Raw genomic sequence first — 15,425 nt, 5'->3', positions numbered from 1 at the left:
GGCCGCTGTGAGGGGGATGCGGTGAACCCGCCCGTCAACGAGTTCAAGCGACGGCTGCTGGCCGGCGAGCGGCAGGTCGGCATCTTCGCGACCATGGCCGACACTTCGCTCGTCGAGCTGCTCGCCGCACGCGGGTTCGACTGGATCGTGATCGACACCGAGCACGCGCCGACCGATCCGGCCGGCGTGCTCGACCGGCTGCGGGTGCTCGACGCCGCGCACGCCGAGGCCATCGTGCGGCCGACCTGGAACGACCCGGTGCTCGTCAAGCGGCTGCTCGACATCGGCGCGCGCACGCTGCTGTTCCCCTCGATCGGCACGGCGGATGCCGCGGCGCTCGCCGTGGCATCCACGAGGTATCCGCCTGAGGGCATCCGCGGCGTCTCGGGCATCACCCGCGCGGCCGGCTACGGCCGCGACCGCGGCTACCTGCGGGCCGCGGCGGCCGAGCTGTGCGTCATCGTGCAGCTCGAGACCGCCGAGGGGCTGGCGAACCTCGACGCGATCGCCGCGGTGCCGGGCGTCGACGCCGTGTTCATCGGCCCGAGCGACCTCGCGGCCTCGATGGGGCACCCGGGCGACGCCGGCCATCCCGACGTGCAGGCCGCCGTCGACGGCGCGTTCGCCCGGCTCGCCGAGCTCGGCATGCCGGCCGGGTACCTGACCCTGCGGCTCGACGAGGCCCGCGAACGGGTGCGGCAGGGCATCGCGTTCGCCGGCGTCGCGAGCGACACGTCGATCGTGCAGCTCGGCGTCGACGCGTTGTTCGCGGCGCTCGAGCTCACGCCGCTCGAGTCCACGCCGCACTCCGACCGATCGAGGAGCACCCCATGAGCGACGACTGGCGCCCGGCCCGGCGACTTCCCGACCCCGCCGTGCGCGTGGTCGACGAGCGGTTCCGCCCCTACGTGCTCGGGCTCGCGAAGGTCGAGCGCATCGCCACGGGCTGCCGCTGGGCCGAGGGCCCGGTGTGGTTCGGCGACCAGCGGAGCCTCTTCTGGAGCGATGTGCCGGGCGACCGGATCCTGCGCTGGGACGAGGCCACCGGCGAGACGACCGTGTTCCGCACGCCGTCGGACTACTCGAACGGCAACACCCGCGACACCGCCGGGCGGCTCGTGACCTGCGAGCACGGCACCCGCCGGGTCACGCGGACCGAGTACGACGGCACCCGCACCGTGCTCGCCGACAGCTACGACGGGCATCGGCTGAACTCGCCCAACGACGTCGTCGTGTCGAGCGACGGCGCGGTCTGGTTCAGCGACCCGGCGTTCGGGATCCTGGGCGACTACGAGGGGTTCCGGGCCGAATCCGAGCTGCCGACGCACCTCTACCGCGTCGCCCCCGACGGGTCGCTCGACGCCGTCGCCGACCTCGCGTACCCCAACGGGCTCGCGTTCTCGCCCGACGAACGCACCCTCTACGTCGTCGAGTCGAGGTCGCGGCCGCGGCGCCGCATCGTCGCGTTCGACGTCGACCTCGAGGCCGGGCGTCTGTCGGGTCAGCGGGTGTTCGTCGATGCCGGCGACGGCATCCCCGACGGTCTGCGCCTCGACGAGGACGGCAACCTGTGGTGCGGCTGGAGCGGCGGCGAGGGGCTCGACGGCGTGCGGGTCTTCGCACCCGACGGCACCCTCATCGGCGCGATCGACCTGCCCGAGCGGTGCGCGAACCTCGCGTTCGGCGGCCGCAGCCTCAACCGCCTGTTCATGACCGCGACCAGCTCGGTCTACGCCCTGTACGTCAACACCCGCGGCGCGCGCTGAGCGGCGTCGATCCAGCCGACCGAGAGGAACCCCATGACCAAGATCGCGGTGCTGCACACGAGCTTCGTGTTCGTGAAGACCGATCCGCTGTTCGATGAGCTCATGCAGGAGCTCGTGCCCGATGCCGAGGTGGTGCACTTCGTCGACTCCGACGTGCTCGCGACGGTGATCCGCGACGACGGCATCTCCGACGAGAGCACCGAGCGCATGGTGCACCTCGCCGAGGCCGCCGAGGCGGCCGGTGCCGACCTCATCTTCTCGGCCTGCTCGTCGCTCGGGCCCGCGCTCGACGTCGCCGCCCAGCGGGTGAGCGTGCCGGTCGTGAAGGTCGACGACGCGATGGCGCACGAGGCCGCCGCTCGGGCGTCGCGCATCGGCGTGCTCGCGACGGTGCCGACGACGCTCGGCCCGACGTCCGACCTCATCGCGAAGCACGCGGCCGAGCTCGGGCGCGAGGTGACGACGACGCCTCGCCTCGCCGAGGGCGCCTTCGACATCCTCGTGGCCGGCGACCGCGCACGCCACGACGAGCTCGTCGTCGCCGCGGCGCGCGCGCTCGCCGACGAGGTGGAACTGCTCGTGCTCGCCCAGGCGTCGATGTCGCGGCTCGCCGAGCGCATCGAGCAGGAGACCGGGATGCCGGTGCTCGTGAGTCCACGGCTCGGCGTCGGCCAGCTCGCCGAGCGGGCGCACGAACTGGGTTCGTGATCGGCGAGGTCGCCGTGACCGGTGCGGCCGTCATGACCGGCACGGTGCGCGAGCTCCGCGCCGCGCGCGGCCGGGTGCTCGTGGTGCTCGACGACGACCCGACCGGCAGCCAGTCGGTGCACGGCGTGCCGATCGTGACGACCTGGCTCGGCCCCGAGCTGGACTGGGCGCTCGCGCACCCGGCCGGCGCGGTCTTCGTGCTCACGAACACGCGATCGCTGCAACCGGATGCCGCGGCGGCACGCATGCACGAGGTCGCGGCCGCGGTCGAGGCATCCGCCGCTCGCGTCGGCGTGGGAGTCGACCTGCTGCTGCGCGGCGATTCGACGCTGCGCGGGCACCACCCGCTCGAGGCCGACCTGCTGGCCGAACGGGCGCGGGCCGCGGGGCATCCGTACGATGCCGTGCTCATCGCGCCCGCCTACCTGGAAGCCGGCCGCATCACGCGCGACGACGTGCACCTCGTGCGGAGCGGCGAGGTCGAGACGCCCGTCGGCGACACCGACTACGCGCGAGACGCGACGTTCGGGTTCCGCGCGTCGAACCTGCGCGAGTGGGTCGAAGAGCGCACGGATGGTGTGGTGCCGGCGCGCGACGTGGTCTCGATCGGGCTCGGGGATCTGAGGCGAGGCGACGCCGCCGAACGCGTGCGCGACCTGGTGCTGGGCGTGGCCGGAGGGGCGACCATCGTGCTCAACGCGACCGAGCGCGCCGACCTCGACACCGCCGCGGCGGGGCTCCTGCTCGCCGAGGCCGAGGGGCGCCGCGTGCTCGTGCGCAGCGGACCGACGTTCGTCGCGGCGCTGCTCGGCCTGGACCCGCGGGTGCCGCTGTCGACCTCGGAGCTGGGCGCTGCGCCGGGACGGCCGGGGCTCGTGGTGGTCGGCTCGCACGTCGAGCTCACCACCCGTCAGCTCGCCCGGCTGCGCGAGCGGCGTCCGGGGCTCGGATGGGTCGAGCTCGACGTGCTGGAGCTCGCGATCGCGCAGGCGGCGGCCGATGAGGAGGTGCGGCGGGCGACCGACGAGCTCGGCTCCGCCCTCGAGGCCGGCGACGCCGTGATCTCGACGACCCGGGTGCGGCGCGACGCCGGCGATCCCGCGGCGAGCCTCGCGTTCGCGGGTGACGTGTCGGCGGCCCTGGTCCGCGTCGTGCGCGACGCGGTCGCGCGTCGGCGACCCGGCTGGGTGATCGCCAAGGGCGGCATCACGTCGAGCGACATCGCCACCGACGCGCTCGGCCTCACGCGCGCCGAGGTGCTCGGGCAGCTGTTCCCCGGGATGGTCTCGGTGTGGGCCGACCGGGCCCAGGGCTCGGGCCTGCCGTACGTGGTGTTCGCGGGCAACGTCGGCGACGACGACGCGCTCGCCGACGCCGTCGAGCGGCTCGCCGCACCGTCCACGGTGGTCGAGTAGCGCCGCGTCGGCGCTACTCGACCAGCGGGATGCGACGCTCCGCGCTACAGCGTCGCGGCGTACGGGTCCCAGTCCTCGGGGATCGCGGGAGTCGCGGGAACCTCGCTCGCGACATCCACCCAGGCGCGACGCTCGAGGGACTCCGACACCGAGGCCATGACGTCGAGCACGTGATAGGCGAGCAGGCCCGATGCGCGGTGCGGCACACCCGCCGCGATCGAGCGGGCGATGTCGAGCGGCCCGAGGCCGCGGCCGCCCACGGCGCCGGTCGCCGGCACGTCGATCCAGTCGTCGTCGCCCTTGCGCTTGATGCGCAGCGTGCCGTCGAACTCGTTGGGGTCGGGAATGACGAGTGTCGCCTCGGTGCCCACGATCTCGACGTGGCCGACGCGGCGGTGCGGCGAGTCCCAGCTCAGCGTGGTCACCGACTCGGCGCCTCCGGCGAAGTCGGCGAGGACGCTCACGTGGGTCGGAACCTGCACGTCGTGCACCTGCCCCGCCTTCGGGCCCACGAGCAGCGTGCGCTGCGGGCGCGCGGTGCGGGCCGACGCGACGACCGAGGCGAACGACCCGAACACCTGGCTGAGCGCGGTCAGGTAGTAGGGCCCCATGTCCCAGAGCGGACCCGCACCGCGGGAGAGCAGCACCTCCAGGTTGCGGTGGTCGTCGACCGGGCCCGGCACCTCGAACAGGGTGAGTCCGGTGAGCGGGGTGCCGATGTCGCCGCGTTCGATGATGCGACGGGCGGTCTGCAGGCCGGCGCCGAGGAATGTGTCGGGGGCGCCGCCGATGCGCAGCCCCGCGGCGTCCGCCTGCTCGAGCAGCGCCCGGCCCGCCTCGCGGGAGGTCGCGAACGGCTTCTCGCTGAACACGTGCTTGCCCGCCGCGAGCGCGGCCGACGACACCTCGGCGTGCGCCTGCGGGATGGTCAGGTTGACGACGAGGTCGACGTCGGGGTGATTCAGCACCGCATCGGGCGCGCCCGACTCGGGCACGCCGTAGGCGGCGGCCTGTTCGGCGGCCTTGTCTTCGAAGAGGTCGCCGACGATGACGACCTCGAGGTCGGGGAAGGTCGTCATATTGCGCAGGTACTGGTTGCTGATCGTGCCCGCGCCGATCACGCCGACGCCGACGCGGCCGCTCACGCGCGCACCTCGATCGCCTCGACGAGCGAGGTGAGGTGCACCCGGCTCTGCTCGGATGCGGCGAACACGTCGCCGTCGTAGGCGTCGAACTCGACGACGACGCCTTCGAGCGAGGCGGCGGCGGCGATGAGCTCGCGCAGCGGCATCGCGCCGGTGCCGGCGGGTCGCTGGTGCGCGTTCTCGCGGTCGATCGGACCGTCTTTCAGGTGCAGGTAGCGGATGCGGTCGGCGTGGCGGGCGACGAACGCGACCGCGTCCTCGCCGCCGACGGCGACCCAGTACGCGTCGATCTCGAGGATCACGGCGGGGTCGAGCCGGTCGATCAGCAGCTCCATGGCCTGCACGCCGTCGAAGCGCGTCTCGAGCTCCCACCAGTGGTTGTGGTAGCCGACGCGAAGGTCATGGGCGGATGCCTCGGACGCTGACGCGTTGAGCTCGGCCGCGATGGCGTCGACGTCGTCGGCGCTCGTCCAGTGCGCTTCGGGAATGAAGGTCTCGACGACCGTGTGCGCGCCGAGCCGCTTCGCGAGCGCCCAGACGGGCTCGCGGTCGGCGACCCGGAAGAGGGGCGAGGTCATGGTCGGCGTCGCGAGCGCGTTGCGATGGATCGCGTCGACGAGCTCGGGATGCGCCGTGAGCGCCTTGAAGCCCGACTCGACCGCGGTGAATCCGAGCGCGGCGACCCGGTCGATTGTGCCGGCCGGGTCGGCCTCGAGCGCGTCGCGCACGCTGTAGAGCTGCAGGGAGACGGTTGGATGGACCACGGGGAACCTTTCGCCATCGAGGGTTTCGTCGGCGGGCCGCTGCGTCGATGCGCGACCTCGCGCCGGATCCGAGCCTATTGGAATGTGCGTTCCATCACAACAATTGTGCGAAACAACGCACTTCTGGCTGGCCGGCAGCTCATCGGTACGACCGCGGCGGCCGGCGGTACTGGAACGCCTCGTCGGCGACCGCGTGTGCGCGCGCGTAGTCCTCGTTCAGATCATGACCCATGCCGGGGCGGTCGGAGGGATGCAGCGAGCCGTCTCGCCAGTCGATCGGGTCGACGAGCAGGTCGGCGTAGGTGCCGTCGTAGACGCCGTTGCCCTCCATGACGAGCAGGTTCGGCAGCGTGAGGGCGAGCTGCAGCGATGCGGCCGCGACGAGCGGTCCGCCGAACACGTGCGGCGTCACCTGGATGCCGTTCGCCTCGGCGAGCGCGGCGATCTTCTTCGATTCGAGCAGACCCCCGACCTGCGTCACGTCGAGGTTGAAGATGTTCGCCGCGTTCAGGCGCGCGAGCGCCGCGAAACCGGCCTTGCCGGCGAGGCGTTCGCCGGCCGCGATCGGGATGCCCGTGCGTCGGGCGACCTCGGCCATCTCGACGGGCAGCTCGGGCGGCACCGGCTCCTCGAACCAGAGCGGGTCGAAGCGCTCGAGCCGGCGGGCCACGCGCACAGCGCCCGACGCGGTGAACTGCCCGTGCGTGCCGATGATGACCGAGGCGCGCCCGGCCACGCCGGCGTGCACGGCGGCGACGATGCGCTCGGCCTCGGCCAGCTGGTGCTCGGTCGGCTGCACGGGCACGACCTGGCCGGCGAGGTCGTCGTCGCTCGTGAGGAGCGGGAACGGGTCGAGCTTCAGCGCGGTGAACCCGGTGTCGACGAGTTCGGCGCAGCGCGCGGCGATGGCGGCATCGTCGGTCCAGAACGCGTCGGAGTCGTGCCCCGCGGGCGGTGAGAGGTAGCTGTACATGCGCACCGCATCGCGCATCCGACCGCCGAGCAGCTCGTGCACGGGGCATCCGAGCGCCTTGCCCAGGATGTCCCACATCGCGATCTCGACGCCGCTCGCGATCGCGAACTTCGCGAGGTCGCCGCTGCGCGTGTAATGGCTGTTGTAGACGCGGTGCGCGAATCGCTCGGTGCGGCCGGGGTGCTCGCCGATCGCGAACTCCTCGACGAAGTCGGCGATCACCCGCGCGACCGTGAGCGGCGGCGAGTACAGCGACGAGGTGAAGATCTCGCCGTACCCCGAGATGCCGGCGTCGGTGTCGAGCCGCACGAACATCCAGATCGGGCCGCCGATCTCGGGCGTGGGGTTGGCGAACGGGAACACCTCGAAGCCGGTGATGCGCATCGGTCCTCCTCGACCGTCGAGCGTTGAATCTGTGTTGAAGATCACACTAGTGTGAAATTCGACACATTTGGAGGATCGCGATGACCGCGCCCGGCGACGCGCCACCCGGTGCGACCGAGCCCATCCCCGTGGTCGGCGATCCGATCCGGCTGCGCGACACGTTCGCGGCCCTGCGCGTGTTCAACTACCGGCTCTACTTCATCGCCCAGGTCTTCGCGAACACCGGCGGCTGGATGCAACGGGTCGCGATCGACTGGCTCGTGCTCGAGCTCACCGGCGACGTCGCCCTCGTCGGACTCACCGTGAGCCTGCAGTTCGCGCCGAGCCTGCTGTTCGGAGCCTGGGCCGGGGTCGTCTCCGACCGGTTCCCGAGGCGCCGCGTGCTCATCGCGACGCAATCGGTCGGCGTGATCGTGAACGCGATGCTCGCGACGCTCGTGCTGACCGGCACGGTGCAGACCTGGCAGGTGCTCGTCGCCGCGGGCGTGCTCGGCACCTCGATCGCGATCGACGCGCCGAGTCGAGCCGCCTTCATCACCGAGATGGTCGGGCCGGGCCGGCTGCGCAACGCGATCAGCCTGAACGCCGGCGTGTTCCACCTCGGCGGGCTGGTCGGCCCGGCGGTCAGCGGCGCCATGATCGTCGTGATCGGCTCGGGGTGGTCGATCGCGGTCAACGCGTGCACCGCGGCCGTCGCCGTGTCGGCACTGCTCGTGATGCGGCGCGGCGAGCTCCGGCCCGCGCCGCGGGCCGTCCGGGCGCGCGGCCAGATCCGCGAGGCGATCCGGTACGCGGCGTCGAAGCCCACCATCCGCTGGCCGATCGTGCTGCTCGCGTTCGTCTCGGTGTTCGGCATGAACCTGCCGGTGCTGCTCGCCGCGGCCGCCGACGACCGCTACGCGACCGGCGCCGCGGGCTACGGGCTGTACAGCTCGCTCGCCGCGCTCGGCGCCTTCGCGGGGGCGCTCGCCTCGGCCAGGCGCCGAACCGTGCGGCTCCGGGGACTCGTGGCCGCCGCGGCCGTGTACGGGCTCGTCACCGCGTTCGCGGGCGTCGCGCCCTGGTACGGCGCGTTCCTCGCCGCCCTCGTGGGCCTCGGCGTCGCGCGGCTGCTGTTCGCGACCGGCGCCGAGGCGATGACGCAGCTGTCGACCAACCTCGCCATCCGCGGGCGGGTGATGTCGTTCTACCTCATGGTGCTGCTCGGCGGGCAGGCCGTCGGCGGCGTGCTGATCGGCTGGATCTGCGAGCGGTTCGGCCCGCAGACCGGCTTCGTGGTCGCGGGTGCCGTGCCCGCGATCGCGGCGCTGGTGATCGGGTTCGGGCTCGCACGGTCGCGCGACCTGCGGGTCGTGTTCGACCTGCGGCGGTGGCGCAGCCCGTTGCGGATCGAGCCGCGGCGGCGCTGAGCGCCGCGGGCCGCCCCTGCGTCGCGTCGGGGTTCAGCCGAGCCGGAAGGCCGAGCGGGGGATCTCGTCGACGAGCCGACGGGCGATGCCGGCCGCCTCGTCCTCGCTGAGCTGGTGCGTCGTGACGAGCCGGGCCAGCCACGCGGCATCCGCGCGCCTGGACATGTCGTGCCTGGCGGGGATCGAGCAGAACGCCCGCGTGTCGTCGATGAACCCGCTCGTCTTGCCGACGCCCGCGCTGTCGGTCACGGCCGCGCGGTAGCGCGCGATGGCCGCGGGGGAGTCGAGGAACCACCACGGAGCGCCCGCGAACACGCTCGGGTAGAACCCGGCGAGCGGGCCGATCTCGCGGCTGAACAGCGACTCGTCGGTCGTGAACAGCACGATGCGGAAGGTCTCGGAGGTGCCGAACCGCTCGAGGATCGGCCGCAGCGGCCGCGTGTATCCGCCGACGTCGGGCAGGTCGTGGCCCGTGTCGGGTCCGTAGGAGGCGAGCGTCGGCCGGTGGTGGTTGCGGATCACGCCGGCGTGCAGCTGCATCACGAGGCCGTCGTCGGCGCTCATCTCGGCAAGCCGGAACAGCAGGTCGCGCCGGTACGCGACCGCGTCGGCGGCGCTCACGGTCCCGGCGAGTCCCTCGCGGTGGATGCGCTCCGCGTCGGCCGCGTCGAGCGGCTCGCAACCGGCGTCGGGCACGCCCGTATCGGTCGCGGTGCCGCCCGCCGCGGCGAACGCGGCCCGGCGGGCGCGCAGCGCGTCGAGCAGGCCGGCGTACGTGCCGGCGTCGACATCGGCGGATGCCGCGAGCCGATCGAGCCCGTTCGCCCAGCCGGGCGCCGCCGGGTCGAGGTACCGGTCGGGGCGGAACGTCGGCACGACCCGCCCGCGGAACGACGGGTCGGCCGCGAGCGCGCGGTGCGCCGAGAGGTCGTCGGCCGGGTCGTCGGTGGTCGCGAGCACCTCGATGCCGAACCGCTCGAACAGCGCCCTCGGGCGGTACGCGGGCCGCGCCAGTCGATCGGCGAGCTGGTCGAAGATCGCGTCGGCCGTCTCGGTCGACGGCTGCACGTCGACCTCGAACAGGTCGTGCAGCTGCGTCTCGAGCCAGAACCGCACGGGCGTCGCGAGGAACGCGTCCCAGTGCGCGCAGAACGTGCGCCACACCTCGCGCGGGTCGGCCGGGCCGCCGTCGCGGCGCAGCCCGAGCCGGTCGAGCGTCACGCCGTGGGCGTGCAGCAGCCGGGTGACGTAGTGGTCGGGGGTGACGAGCAGATTCGCCGCGTCGTCGAAGGGCTCGTCGTCGAGCAGCATGCGCGCGTCGACGTGCCCGTGCGGCGAGAGGATCGGCGCCGACGCGACCTCGTCGTACAGGCGGCGGGCGACGGCTCGCACGGCCGGGTCGGCCGGCAGCAGGCGGTCGGGGTGGGGATGCAGCGAGGTCATCGCCCGCTCCCCGGTCGCGGCGCGGGGCCGGGGGCGGGCGCGGGGCCGGTCGACGCCCGCACGGTCAGGTGGGTGGGAAGCGTGGTGCTCCCGGGCGCCCGACGCGGGTCCTCGATGCGAGCGAGCAGCATCGCCACGGCGGCGCGGCCGGCCTGCTCGACCGGCGCCGTCAGCGTGGTCAGCGGCGGATTGCAGAAGTCGGCCCCGAAGATGTCGTCGCAGCCGACGATCGAGAGGTCGCCCGGCACGCGCACCCCGCGTTCGTGCAGGTGCGTGAGCATGCCGATGGCGAGCAGGTCGTTGAACGCGACGCACGCCGTCACGCCGGAGTTCAGCACGGCATCGGCGGCCGCCGCGCCGGCGGTCCGGCGCGACGAGAACGGCCCCACCAGGATCGGATCGATGCCGTGCCTGGCGCCCGCGCGGCGCATCGCGCGCCAGCGGCCCGCGTTCGAGAACGAGGTGCGCGGGCCCGAGACGTACGCGATGCGGCGGTGCCCGAGCGACACGAGGTGCTCGAGGGCCTGCTCGACGCCGCTCGGGCTGTCGATGAAGACGCTCGGCACCCCGGCGGTCTGCCGGTTGAGCGCGACGATCGGGATCTCCTGGGCGAGGGAGGCGAGTCGTCGGTCCGAGAGACGCGACGCGGCGAGCACGGCGCCGTCGTAGCTGCGCCGGAGGCGCCGCAGCACCTCGTCTTCGAGCTCGCCGCTCTCCTCGGTGTCGACCAGGATCTGCGTGTAGCCCGCAGCGCGCGACTGCTGCTGGGTGCCGCGCAGCACGCCGAAATAGAAGGGGTTCGCGACGTCCGCGATGAGCACGGCGATGGCGCGCGTGCGGCCCGACGAGAGTGCTCGCGCGTTGCCGTTCGCGACGTAGTCGAGCTCGGCCGCGACCTGCTCGATGCGCTCGCGCGTGACGCGGTTCACGCGACCCGGATGGCTGAGCGCCCGCGAGACGGTGGAGACGGCGACGCCGGCGGCAGCCGCGATGTCGGCGAGCGTGGCCGGCCGGTCCGTTCCGGCGCCCTCCAGCGGGGTCATGCGCAGAGTGAAGCACAGGATGGCAACAAATGGCAAACGGTTGCAGTCGGGTTGCCGACGCCATACAGTCGCAGCACCGCGGCGCCCGCACGGCGCCGCCCGACCACCTCGATGGAGAGCACAGTTGAGCGATCGGCCAGCGACGACATGGCGCCTGACCGGCTTCGGCGACGAGATCGATCCCGATCCCGCCGTGCAGCTGGCCGTGCTGCAGGCGGTGGGCGCCGAGTGCATCGAGGTGCGCAGCGCCTGGGGCGTCAACATCGTCGACCTCGCGCCCGAACGCCTCGACGAGCTCGCGGGCCTCGTGGCCGGGCGCGGCATGGCGGTCTCGGCGATCGCCTCGCCGGTGGGCAAGGCCCCGGTCGAGTTGCCGGTCGAGCACGAGCTCGAGCGGCTCGGCCGGGCGATCGCGGCCGCGCACCGTCTGGATGCCTCGTACATCCGCGTCTTCTCGTTCTACCGGGCCGAGGGGCGCACGCCCGCCGACGTGCGCGACGACGTGCTCGAGCGGATGTCGGCGCTCGCCCGGCTCGCCGAGCGCGAGGGCGTCACGCTCGTGCACGAGAACGAGAAGGAGATCTACGGCGACGTGCCCGAGCGGGTGCGCGACGTCGTCGAGTCGGTCGGATCCGAGCGGCTGCGGGTCGCATGGGACAACGCGAACTTCGTGCAGGTCGGCGTGCGCCCGTACACCGACGGGTACGCGCTGCTGCGTCCGCACCTCGCCTACCTGCAGGTCAAGGACGCCGTCGCGGCGACCGGCGAGGTCGTTCCCGCCGGCGACGGCGACGGCGAGCTGCTCGAGACGGTCACCGCGCTCCGCGACGACGGGTACGAGGGCTTCGCGTCGCTCGAGCCGCACCTGGTCGTCGCCGGGCACTCGAGCGGCTATTCCGGCCCGGCCGGGTTCGGCCGCGCCGCACGCGCGTTCCGCGCACTCACGGAGAGGATCGGGGTCGGCCTGACATGACCAGCACAGCGATGACCACGACACTGCGCGCAGCCATCGTCGGCTGCGGAATCATCGGGCTCAACCACGCGAGGGCGATCGCGAGGGTCGACGGCGTCGACGTCGCCGTGCTCGTCGACCCGGTCGCCGAGGCGGCCGAACGACTCGCCGACGCCGTGGTCGACGAACTCGGCGCGCCGCGCCCCGAGGTCTTCCCCGACCTCGCCGACGCGCTCGAGCAGGCCCGCCCCGACCTCGTGGTGATCTGCACGCCGAGCGGCATGCACGTCGAACAGGCCGCCGCGGCGGTCGAGGCCGGTGCGCACGTCGTCATCGAGAAGCCGCTCGATGTCGACCTCGCGCGGGCCAGGCGCATCGAGCGACTCGCCGCCGATGCCGCGCGCGACGGCCGCCTGGTCTCGGTCATCAGCCAGCACCGGTTCGACCCGGCCTCGGTCGCGGTCGCCCGGGCCCTGCACGCCGGCGGACTCGGACGCATCACGAGCGCGATCGCCTCGGTCGCCTGGTGGCGCAGCCAGGCGTACTACGACTCCGGACACTGGCGCGGCACCTGGGAGCTCGACGGCGGCGGCGCGCTCATGAACCAGGGCGTGCACACCGTCGACCTGCTGCTCTGGTTCCTCGGCCGCCCGGTCGAGGTCTCGGCGCAGACCGCCAGGCTCGCCCACGAGCGCATCGAGGTCGAGGACGTCGCGGTCGCGACCGTGCGCTTCGAATCGGGCGCCCTCGCGGTGCTGCACGCGACGACCGCGGCCTACCCGGGCACCGGCGTACGGCTCCACGTGCTCGGCTCGCTCGGCTCGGCCGTGATCCACGACGACCAGCTCGAGTACCTCCACGCCCGGGAGGACACGGATGTCGCCGACGGCGCCGCCGCGCGCAACCAGGCGGCCGAGTGGGTGCCGGCCGGCGAGCTGGCCGGCGCGGCCAAGCCCGCCGACGCCTTCGTGATCGGCCATGCCCGTCAGTACGCCGACCTCGTGTCGAGCATCCGCGACGGCGAGCGGCCGGGCGTCACCGTCGCAGACGCGGTGCTCGCGCTCGCCGTGGTGCGCGCGGTCTACCTCTCGGCCCGGCTCGGCCGGTCGGTGCTCGTCGAGGACGTGCTCGCGGGCGCCTACGACGACGAACCCATCGCGGCAGCGCCCAGTCCCGACGAACCCGCCGACGAACAGCACAGAGGAGCCGCAGCGTGAGATTCTCGGTCTTCACCGCATCCACCCCCGACTGGACGCCCGAGGAGGCTGTGCGCATCCTCGCCGACCAGGGCTGGGACGGCGTCGAGTGGCGCGTGACCGACCAGGAGCCCGCCGACCCGCCCGGGTTCTGGGCGGGCAACCGCGCGACCGTGCCGATGACCGGGCTCGAGGCATCCGTGCCCGTGATCGCGCAGCTCACCCGCGCCGCCGGCCTGGACTTCAGCGGCGTCGGCGGGTACGCGAAGGCCGCCGACCACGACGGCGTCGAGCGGATGCTCGCCGCGACGGCCGCGCTCGGCGCACGCCAGGTGCGCGTCACGATGCCGGCGACGGGCAGCGGCGAATACCGCGAGCTGTTCGCACGCACCCGCGACGACCTCGAGTGGGCCGCCGAGCGGGCCGCGTTCCACGGCGTGAAGGCGATCGTCGAGCTGCACCACCGCACCATCACGGCGTCGGCATCGGCGGCGTTCCGGCTCGTCGACGGCCTCGACCCGGCGGCCGTGGGCGTCATCCACGACCTCGGCAACCTCGTGATCGAGGGCCAGGAGGACCCGCTCTCGTCGTTCCAGCTGCTCGGCGAGTACCTCGCTCACGTGCACGTGAAGAACGCCGCGTGGCGCCCGACCGGCGACCGCCGCGCCGACGGATCCGTCGTGTGGCGCGAGGAGTGGGCGCCGCTGCGCACCGGCCAGGGCGACGTGCTCGGCTATTTCACGGCGCTCGCCGAGTTCGGATACGACGGATGGGTGGCGATCGAGGACTTCTCGACCGAGCTGCCGCTCGCCGAACGCACGCGCGACAACCTCGCCTACCTGCGCGACGTCGTCGGGCTCGTGCACGACCGCCGTGCCGCCTGAGCGCACGACCCGCCCGTCCACGAGGCTCGCGCACCTCGGGCTCGGCGCCTTCCACCGCGCCCACCAGGCCTGGTACACGCACCGGGCGAACGCGGCGGCCGAGGGCGACGGCTGGGGCATCGCGGCCTTCACCGGACGCCGACCCGACACCGCGACCGCGCTCGCCGCGCAGGGCGGCGTGTACACCCTGCTCGAGCGCGATGCCGACGGCGACCGCGCGACGCTCGTCGAGTCGATCGTCGCCGCGCACGACGGCGGCGACGCGGTGACGTGGCAGGCGGTGCTGGCCGCTCCCGAGGTCGCAGTGCTCACGGTCACCATCACCGAGGGCGGATACCGCGGCGCGGCGCCGGCCCGCATCGCGGCCGGTCTCGCCGCCCGACGGCGGGCCGGGGCGGGGCCGCTCGCGGTGGTCGCGTGCGACAACCTGCGCGGCAACGGGCGCCTGCTGCGAGCGGCCGTGCTCGAGGCCGCGACCGCCGCCGACCCCGAGTCGGCCGACTGGATCCGCGAGCAGGTCTCGTTCGTCGACACCGTCGTCGACCGCATCACCCCGGCGACCACCGACGCCGACCGCCGTGCCGTCCACGCGCTCACCGGATGGCACGACGCGATGCCGGTCGTCGCCGAGCCGTTCAGCGAGTGGGTGCTGGCGGGTCGGTTCCCAGCCGGCCGACCCGGGTGGGAGCTCGCCGGCGCCCGGTTCGTCGACGACCTCGAGCCGTTCGAGCAGCGCAAGCTCTGGCTCCTGAACGCCGCGCACTCGCTGCTCGCGTACGCGGGCCGGCTGCGCGGGCACGAGACGGTGGATGCCGCGTTCGCCGACCCGGCGCTGCGCGACCGCGTCGAGCGGCTGTGGGAGGAGCAGCGCGCGGTCATCGACCTGCCGGCCGCCGACCTCGACTCGGCCGCGTCGGCCCTCAGGCTTCGCTTCGCGAACCCCCGCATCCGGCACTCGCTCGAGCAGATCGGCCGCGACGGCGCCTTCAAGCTCGCTCCCCGCGTCCTCGACCCGCTCGAGCGCCGCCGGGCGGCGGGCCTCGCCGACGGCGCGGAGCAGCTGCGAGTGCTCGCCGACTGGGTCGAGTACGTGCGGCGGTTCGGGCCCACCGATGCCCCGGCCTCCACCCTCGAGGCGGCCCCGCCCGGCGCCGGCGCCGCCATGGCCGTCCTCGCCGCCGCGGCCGGCGCCGACGGTGTCCGTCCGCCTCGGGGAGCGACGCCGTGATCGTCGCGACGGGCGAGGGGGTCGTGTCGAGCCCCTCCCCGCTGCTCGGCGGGCGCACCCGCCATGTAATCGTTTGCACGCTGGGCGCGCGTGCCCTAGGTTCTCTGGTCAGGGT

Annotated in this window: 14 protein-coding genes; 9 read left to right on the top strand and 5 right to left on the bottom strand. The window is 73.5% G+C overall.

Translation table 11 applies throughout. The annotated features are described in order from the left end of the window. Nucleotides 1-21: 21 nt before the first annotated feature. Genes MTO99_RS08385 through MTO99_RS08370 form a run of 4 tightly spaced genes read left to right on the top strand, consistent with a single transcriptional unit; the run spans nt 22 to nt 3,889 of the window. The gene (locus tag MTO99_RS08385) at nt 22-834 is read left to right on the top strand and encodes an HpcH/HpaI aldolase family protein (protein ID WP_243558359.1); all 813 of its coding nucleotides are present in this window, start codon (nt 22-24) and stop codon (nt 832-834) included. After that, nucleotides 831-1,766: an SMP-30/gluconolactonase/LRE family protein gene (locus MTO99_RS08380; protein WP_243558358.1), complete on the top strand. Its 936-nt coding sequence runs from the start codon at nt 831-833 to the stop codon at nt 1,764-1,766. The genes MTO99_RS08385 and MTO99_RS08380 overlap by 4 nt, the downstream gene beginning before the upstream one ends. A 33-nt stretch (nt 1,767-1,799) precedes the next feature. Further along, entirely contained in the window at nt 1,800-2,474 is a 675-nt protein-coding gene (locus MTO99_RS08375) for an aspartate/glutamate racemase family protein (RefSeq protein ID WP_243558357.1), read from the top strand. Beyond that, nucleotides 2,471-3,889 (top strand): four-carbon acid sugar kinase family protein, encoded by a 1,419-nt coding sequence (locus tag MTO99_RS08370; protein ID WP_243558356.1) that lies wholly within the window; start codon nt 2,471-2,473, stop codon nt 3,887-3,889. The genes MTO99_RS08375 and MTO99_RS08370 overlap by 4 nt, the downstream gene beginning before the upstream one ends. A 44-nt stretch (nt 3,890-3,933) precedes the next feature. On the opposite strand, the gene MTO99_RS08365 is transcribed toward MTO99_RS08370, so the two are convergent. The 3 genes from MTO99_RS08365 to MTO99_RS08355 all read right to left on the bottom strand — a co-directional run bounded on the left by MTO99_RS08365 (nt 3,934) and on the right by MTO99_RS08355 (nt 7,155). Then, entirely contained in the window at nt 3,934-5,034 is a 1,101-nt protein-coding gene (locus MTO99_RS08365) for a Gfo/Idh/MocA family protein (protein ID WP_243558354.1), read from the bottom strand. Beyond that, a complete protein-coding gene (locus MTO99_RS08360) occupies nt 5,031-5,798 on the bottom strand; it encodes a sugar phosphate isomerase/epimerase family protein (RefSeq protein WP_243558352.1) in 768 nt (255 codons plus the stop codon). Before MTO99_RS08360 ends, MTO99_RS08365 begins: the two co-directional genes overlap by 4 nt. 139 nt (nt 5,799-5,937) lie before the next feature. Next, on the bottom strand, nt 5,938-7,155 hold the full coding sequence (locus MTO99_RS08355; protein ID WP_243558351.1) for a mandelate racemase/muconate lactonizing enzyme family protein: 1,218 nt from the start codon (nt 7,153-7,155) through the stop codon (nt 5,938-5,940). An 80-nt stretch (nt 7,156-7,235) separates the two neighbouring features. Between MTO99_RS08355 and MTO99_RS08350 the strand changes: the two genes are divergently transcribed. Continuing rightward, nucleotides 7,236-8,564: an MFS transporter gene (locus tag MTO99_RS08350; protein WP_243558350.1), complete on the top strand. Its 1,329-nt coding sequence runs from the start codon at nt 7,236-7,238 to the stop codon at nt 8,562-8,564. A gap of 33 nt (nt 8,565-8,597) precedes the next feature. Here the strand turns inward: MTO99_RS08350 and uxaC are convergent, their stop codons facing one another. Together uxaC and MTO99_RS08340 are read right to left on the bottom strand one after the other, a co-directional pair. Further along, nucleotides 8,598-10,007: a glucuronate isomerase gene (uxaC, locus tag MTO99_RS08345; protein ID WP_243558349.1), complete on the bottom strand. Its 1,410-nt coding sequence runs from the start codon at nt 10,005-10,007 to the stop codon at nt 8,598-8,600. Then, complete coding sequence (locus tag MTO99_RS08340) at nt 10,004-11,050, bottom strand: LacI family DNA-binding transcriptional regulator (RefSeq protein WP_243558347.1); 1,047 nt, start codon at nt 11,048-11,050, stop codon at nt 10,004-10,006. The genes uxaC and MTO99_RS08340 overlap by 4 nt, the downstream gene beginning before the upstream one ends. A gap of 124 nt (nt 11,051-11,174) precedes the next feature. Here MTO99_RS08340 and MTO99_RS08335 point away from each other — a divergent pair, with 124 nt between their 5' ends. Genes MTO99_RS08335 through MTO99_RS08320 form a run of 4 tightly spaced genes read left to right on the top strand, consistent with a single transcriptional unit; the run spans nt 11,175 to nt 15,310 of the window. Beyond that, on the top strand, nt 11,175-12,023 hold the full coding sequence (locus tag MTO99_RS08335; protein ID WP_243558345.1) for a sugar phosphate isomerase/epimerase family protein: 849 nt from the start codon (nt 11,175-11,177) through the stop codon (nt 12,021-12,023). Between the two features lie 11 nt (nt 12,024-12,034). Further along, nucleotides 12,035-13,219 (top strand): Gfo/Idh/MocA family protein, encoded by a 1,185-nt coding sequence (locus MTO99_RS08330; protein WP_243558344.1) that lies wholly within the window; start codon nt 12,035-12,037, stop codon nt 13,217-13,219. Further along, nucleotides 13,216-14,082 (top strand): sugar phosphate isomerase/epimerase family protein, encoded by an 867-nt coding sequence (locus tag MTO99_RS08325; RefSeq protein ID WP_243558342.1) that lies wholly within the window; start codon nt 13,216-13,218, stop codon nt 14,080-14,082. Before MTO99_RS08330 ends, MTO99_RS08325 begins: the two co-directional genes overlap by 4 nt. Then, nucleotides 14,072-15,310, top strand: coding sequence for a mannitol dehydrogenase family protein (locus tag MTO99_RS08320; protein ID WP_243558341.1), 1,239 nt, complete (start codon nt 14,072-14,074; stop codon nt 15,308-15,310). Before MTO99_RS08325 ends, MTO99_RS08320 begins: the two co-directional genes overlap by 11 nt. Nucleotides 15,311-15,425: the final 115 nt, after the last annotated feature.

The organism is Agromyces larvae, assembly GCF_022811705.1.
GTDB classification, from domain to species: Bacteria; Actinomycetota; Actinomycetes; order Actinomycetales; family Microbacteriaceae; genus Agromyces; species Agromyces larvae.
The sequence above is the reverse complement of the archived record's forward strand: the minus strand, read 5'-3'. Positions and strand labels throughout refer to the sequence as shown.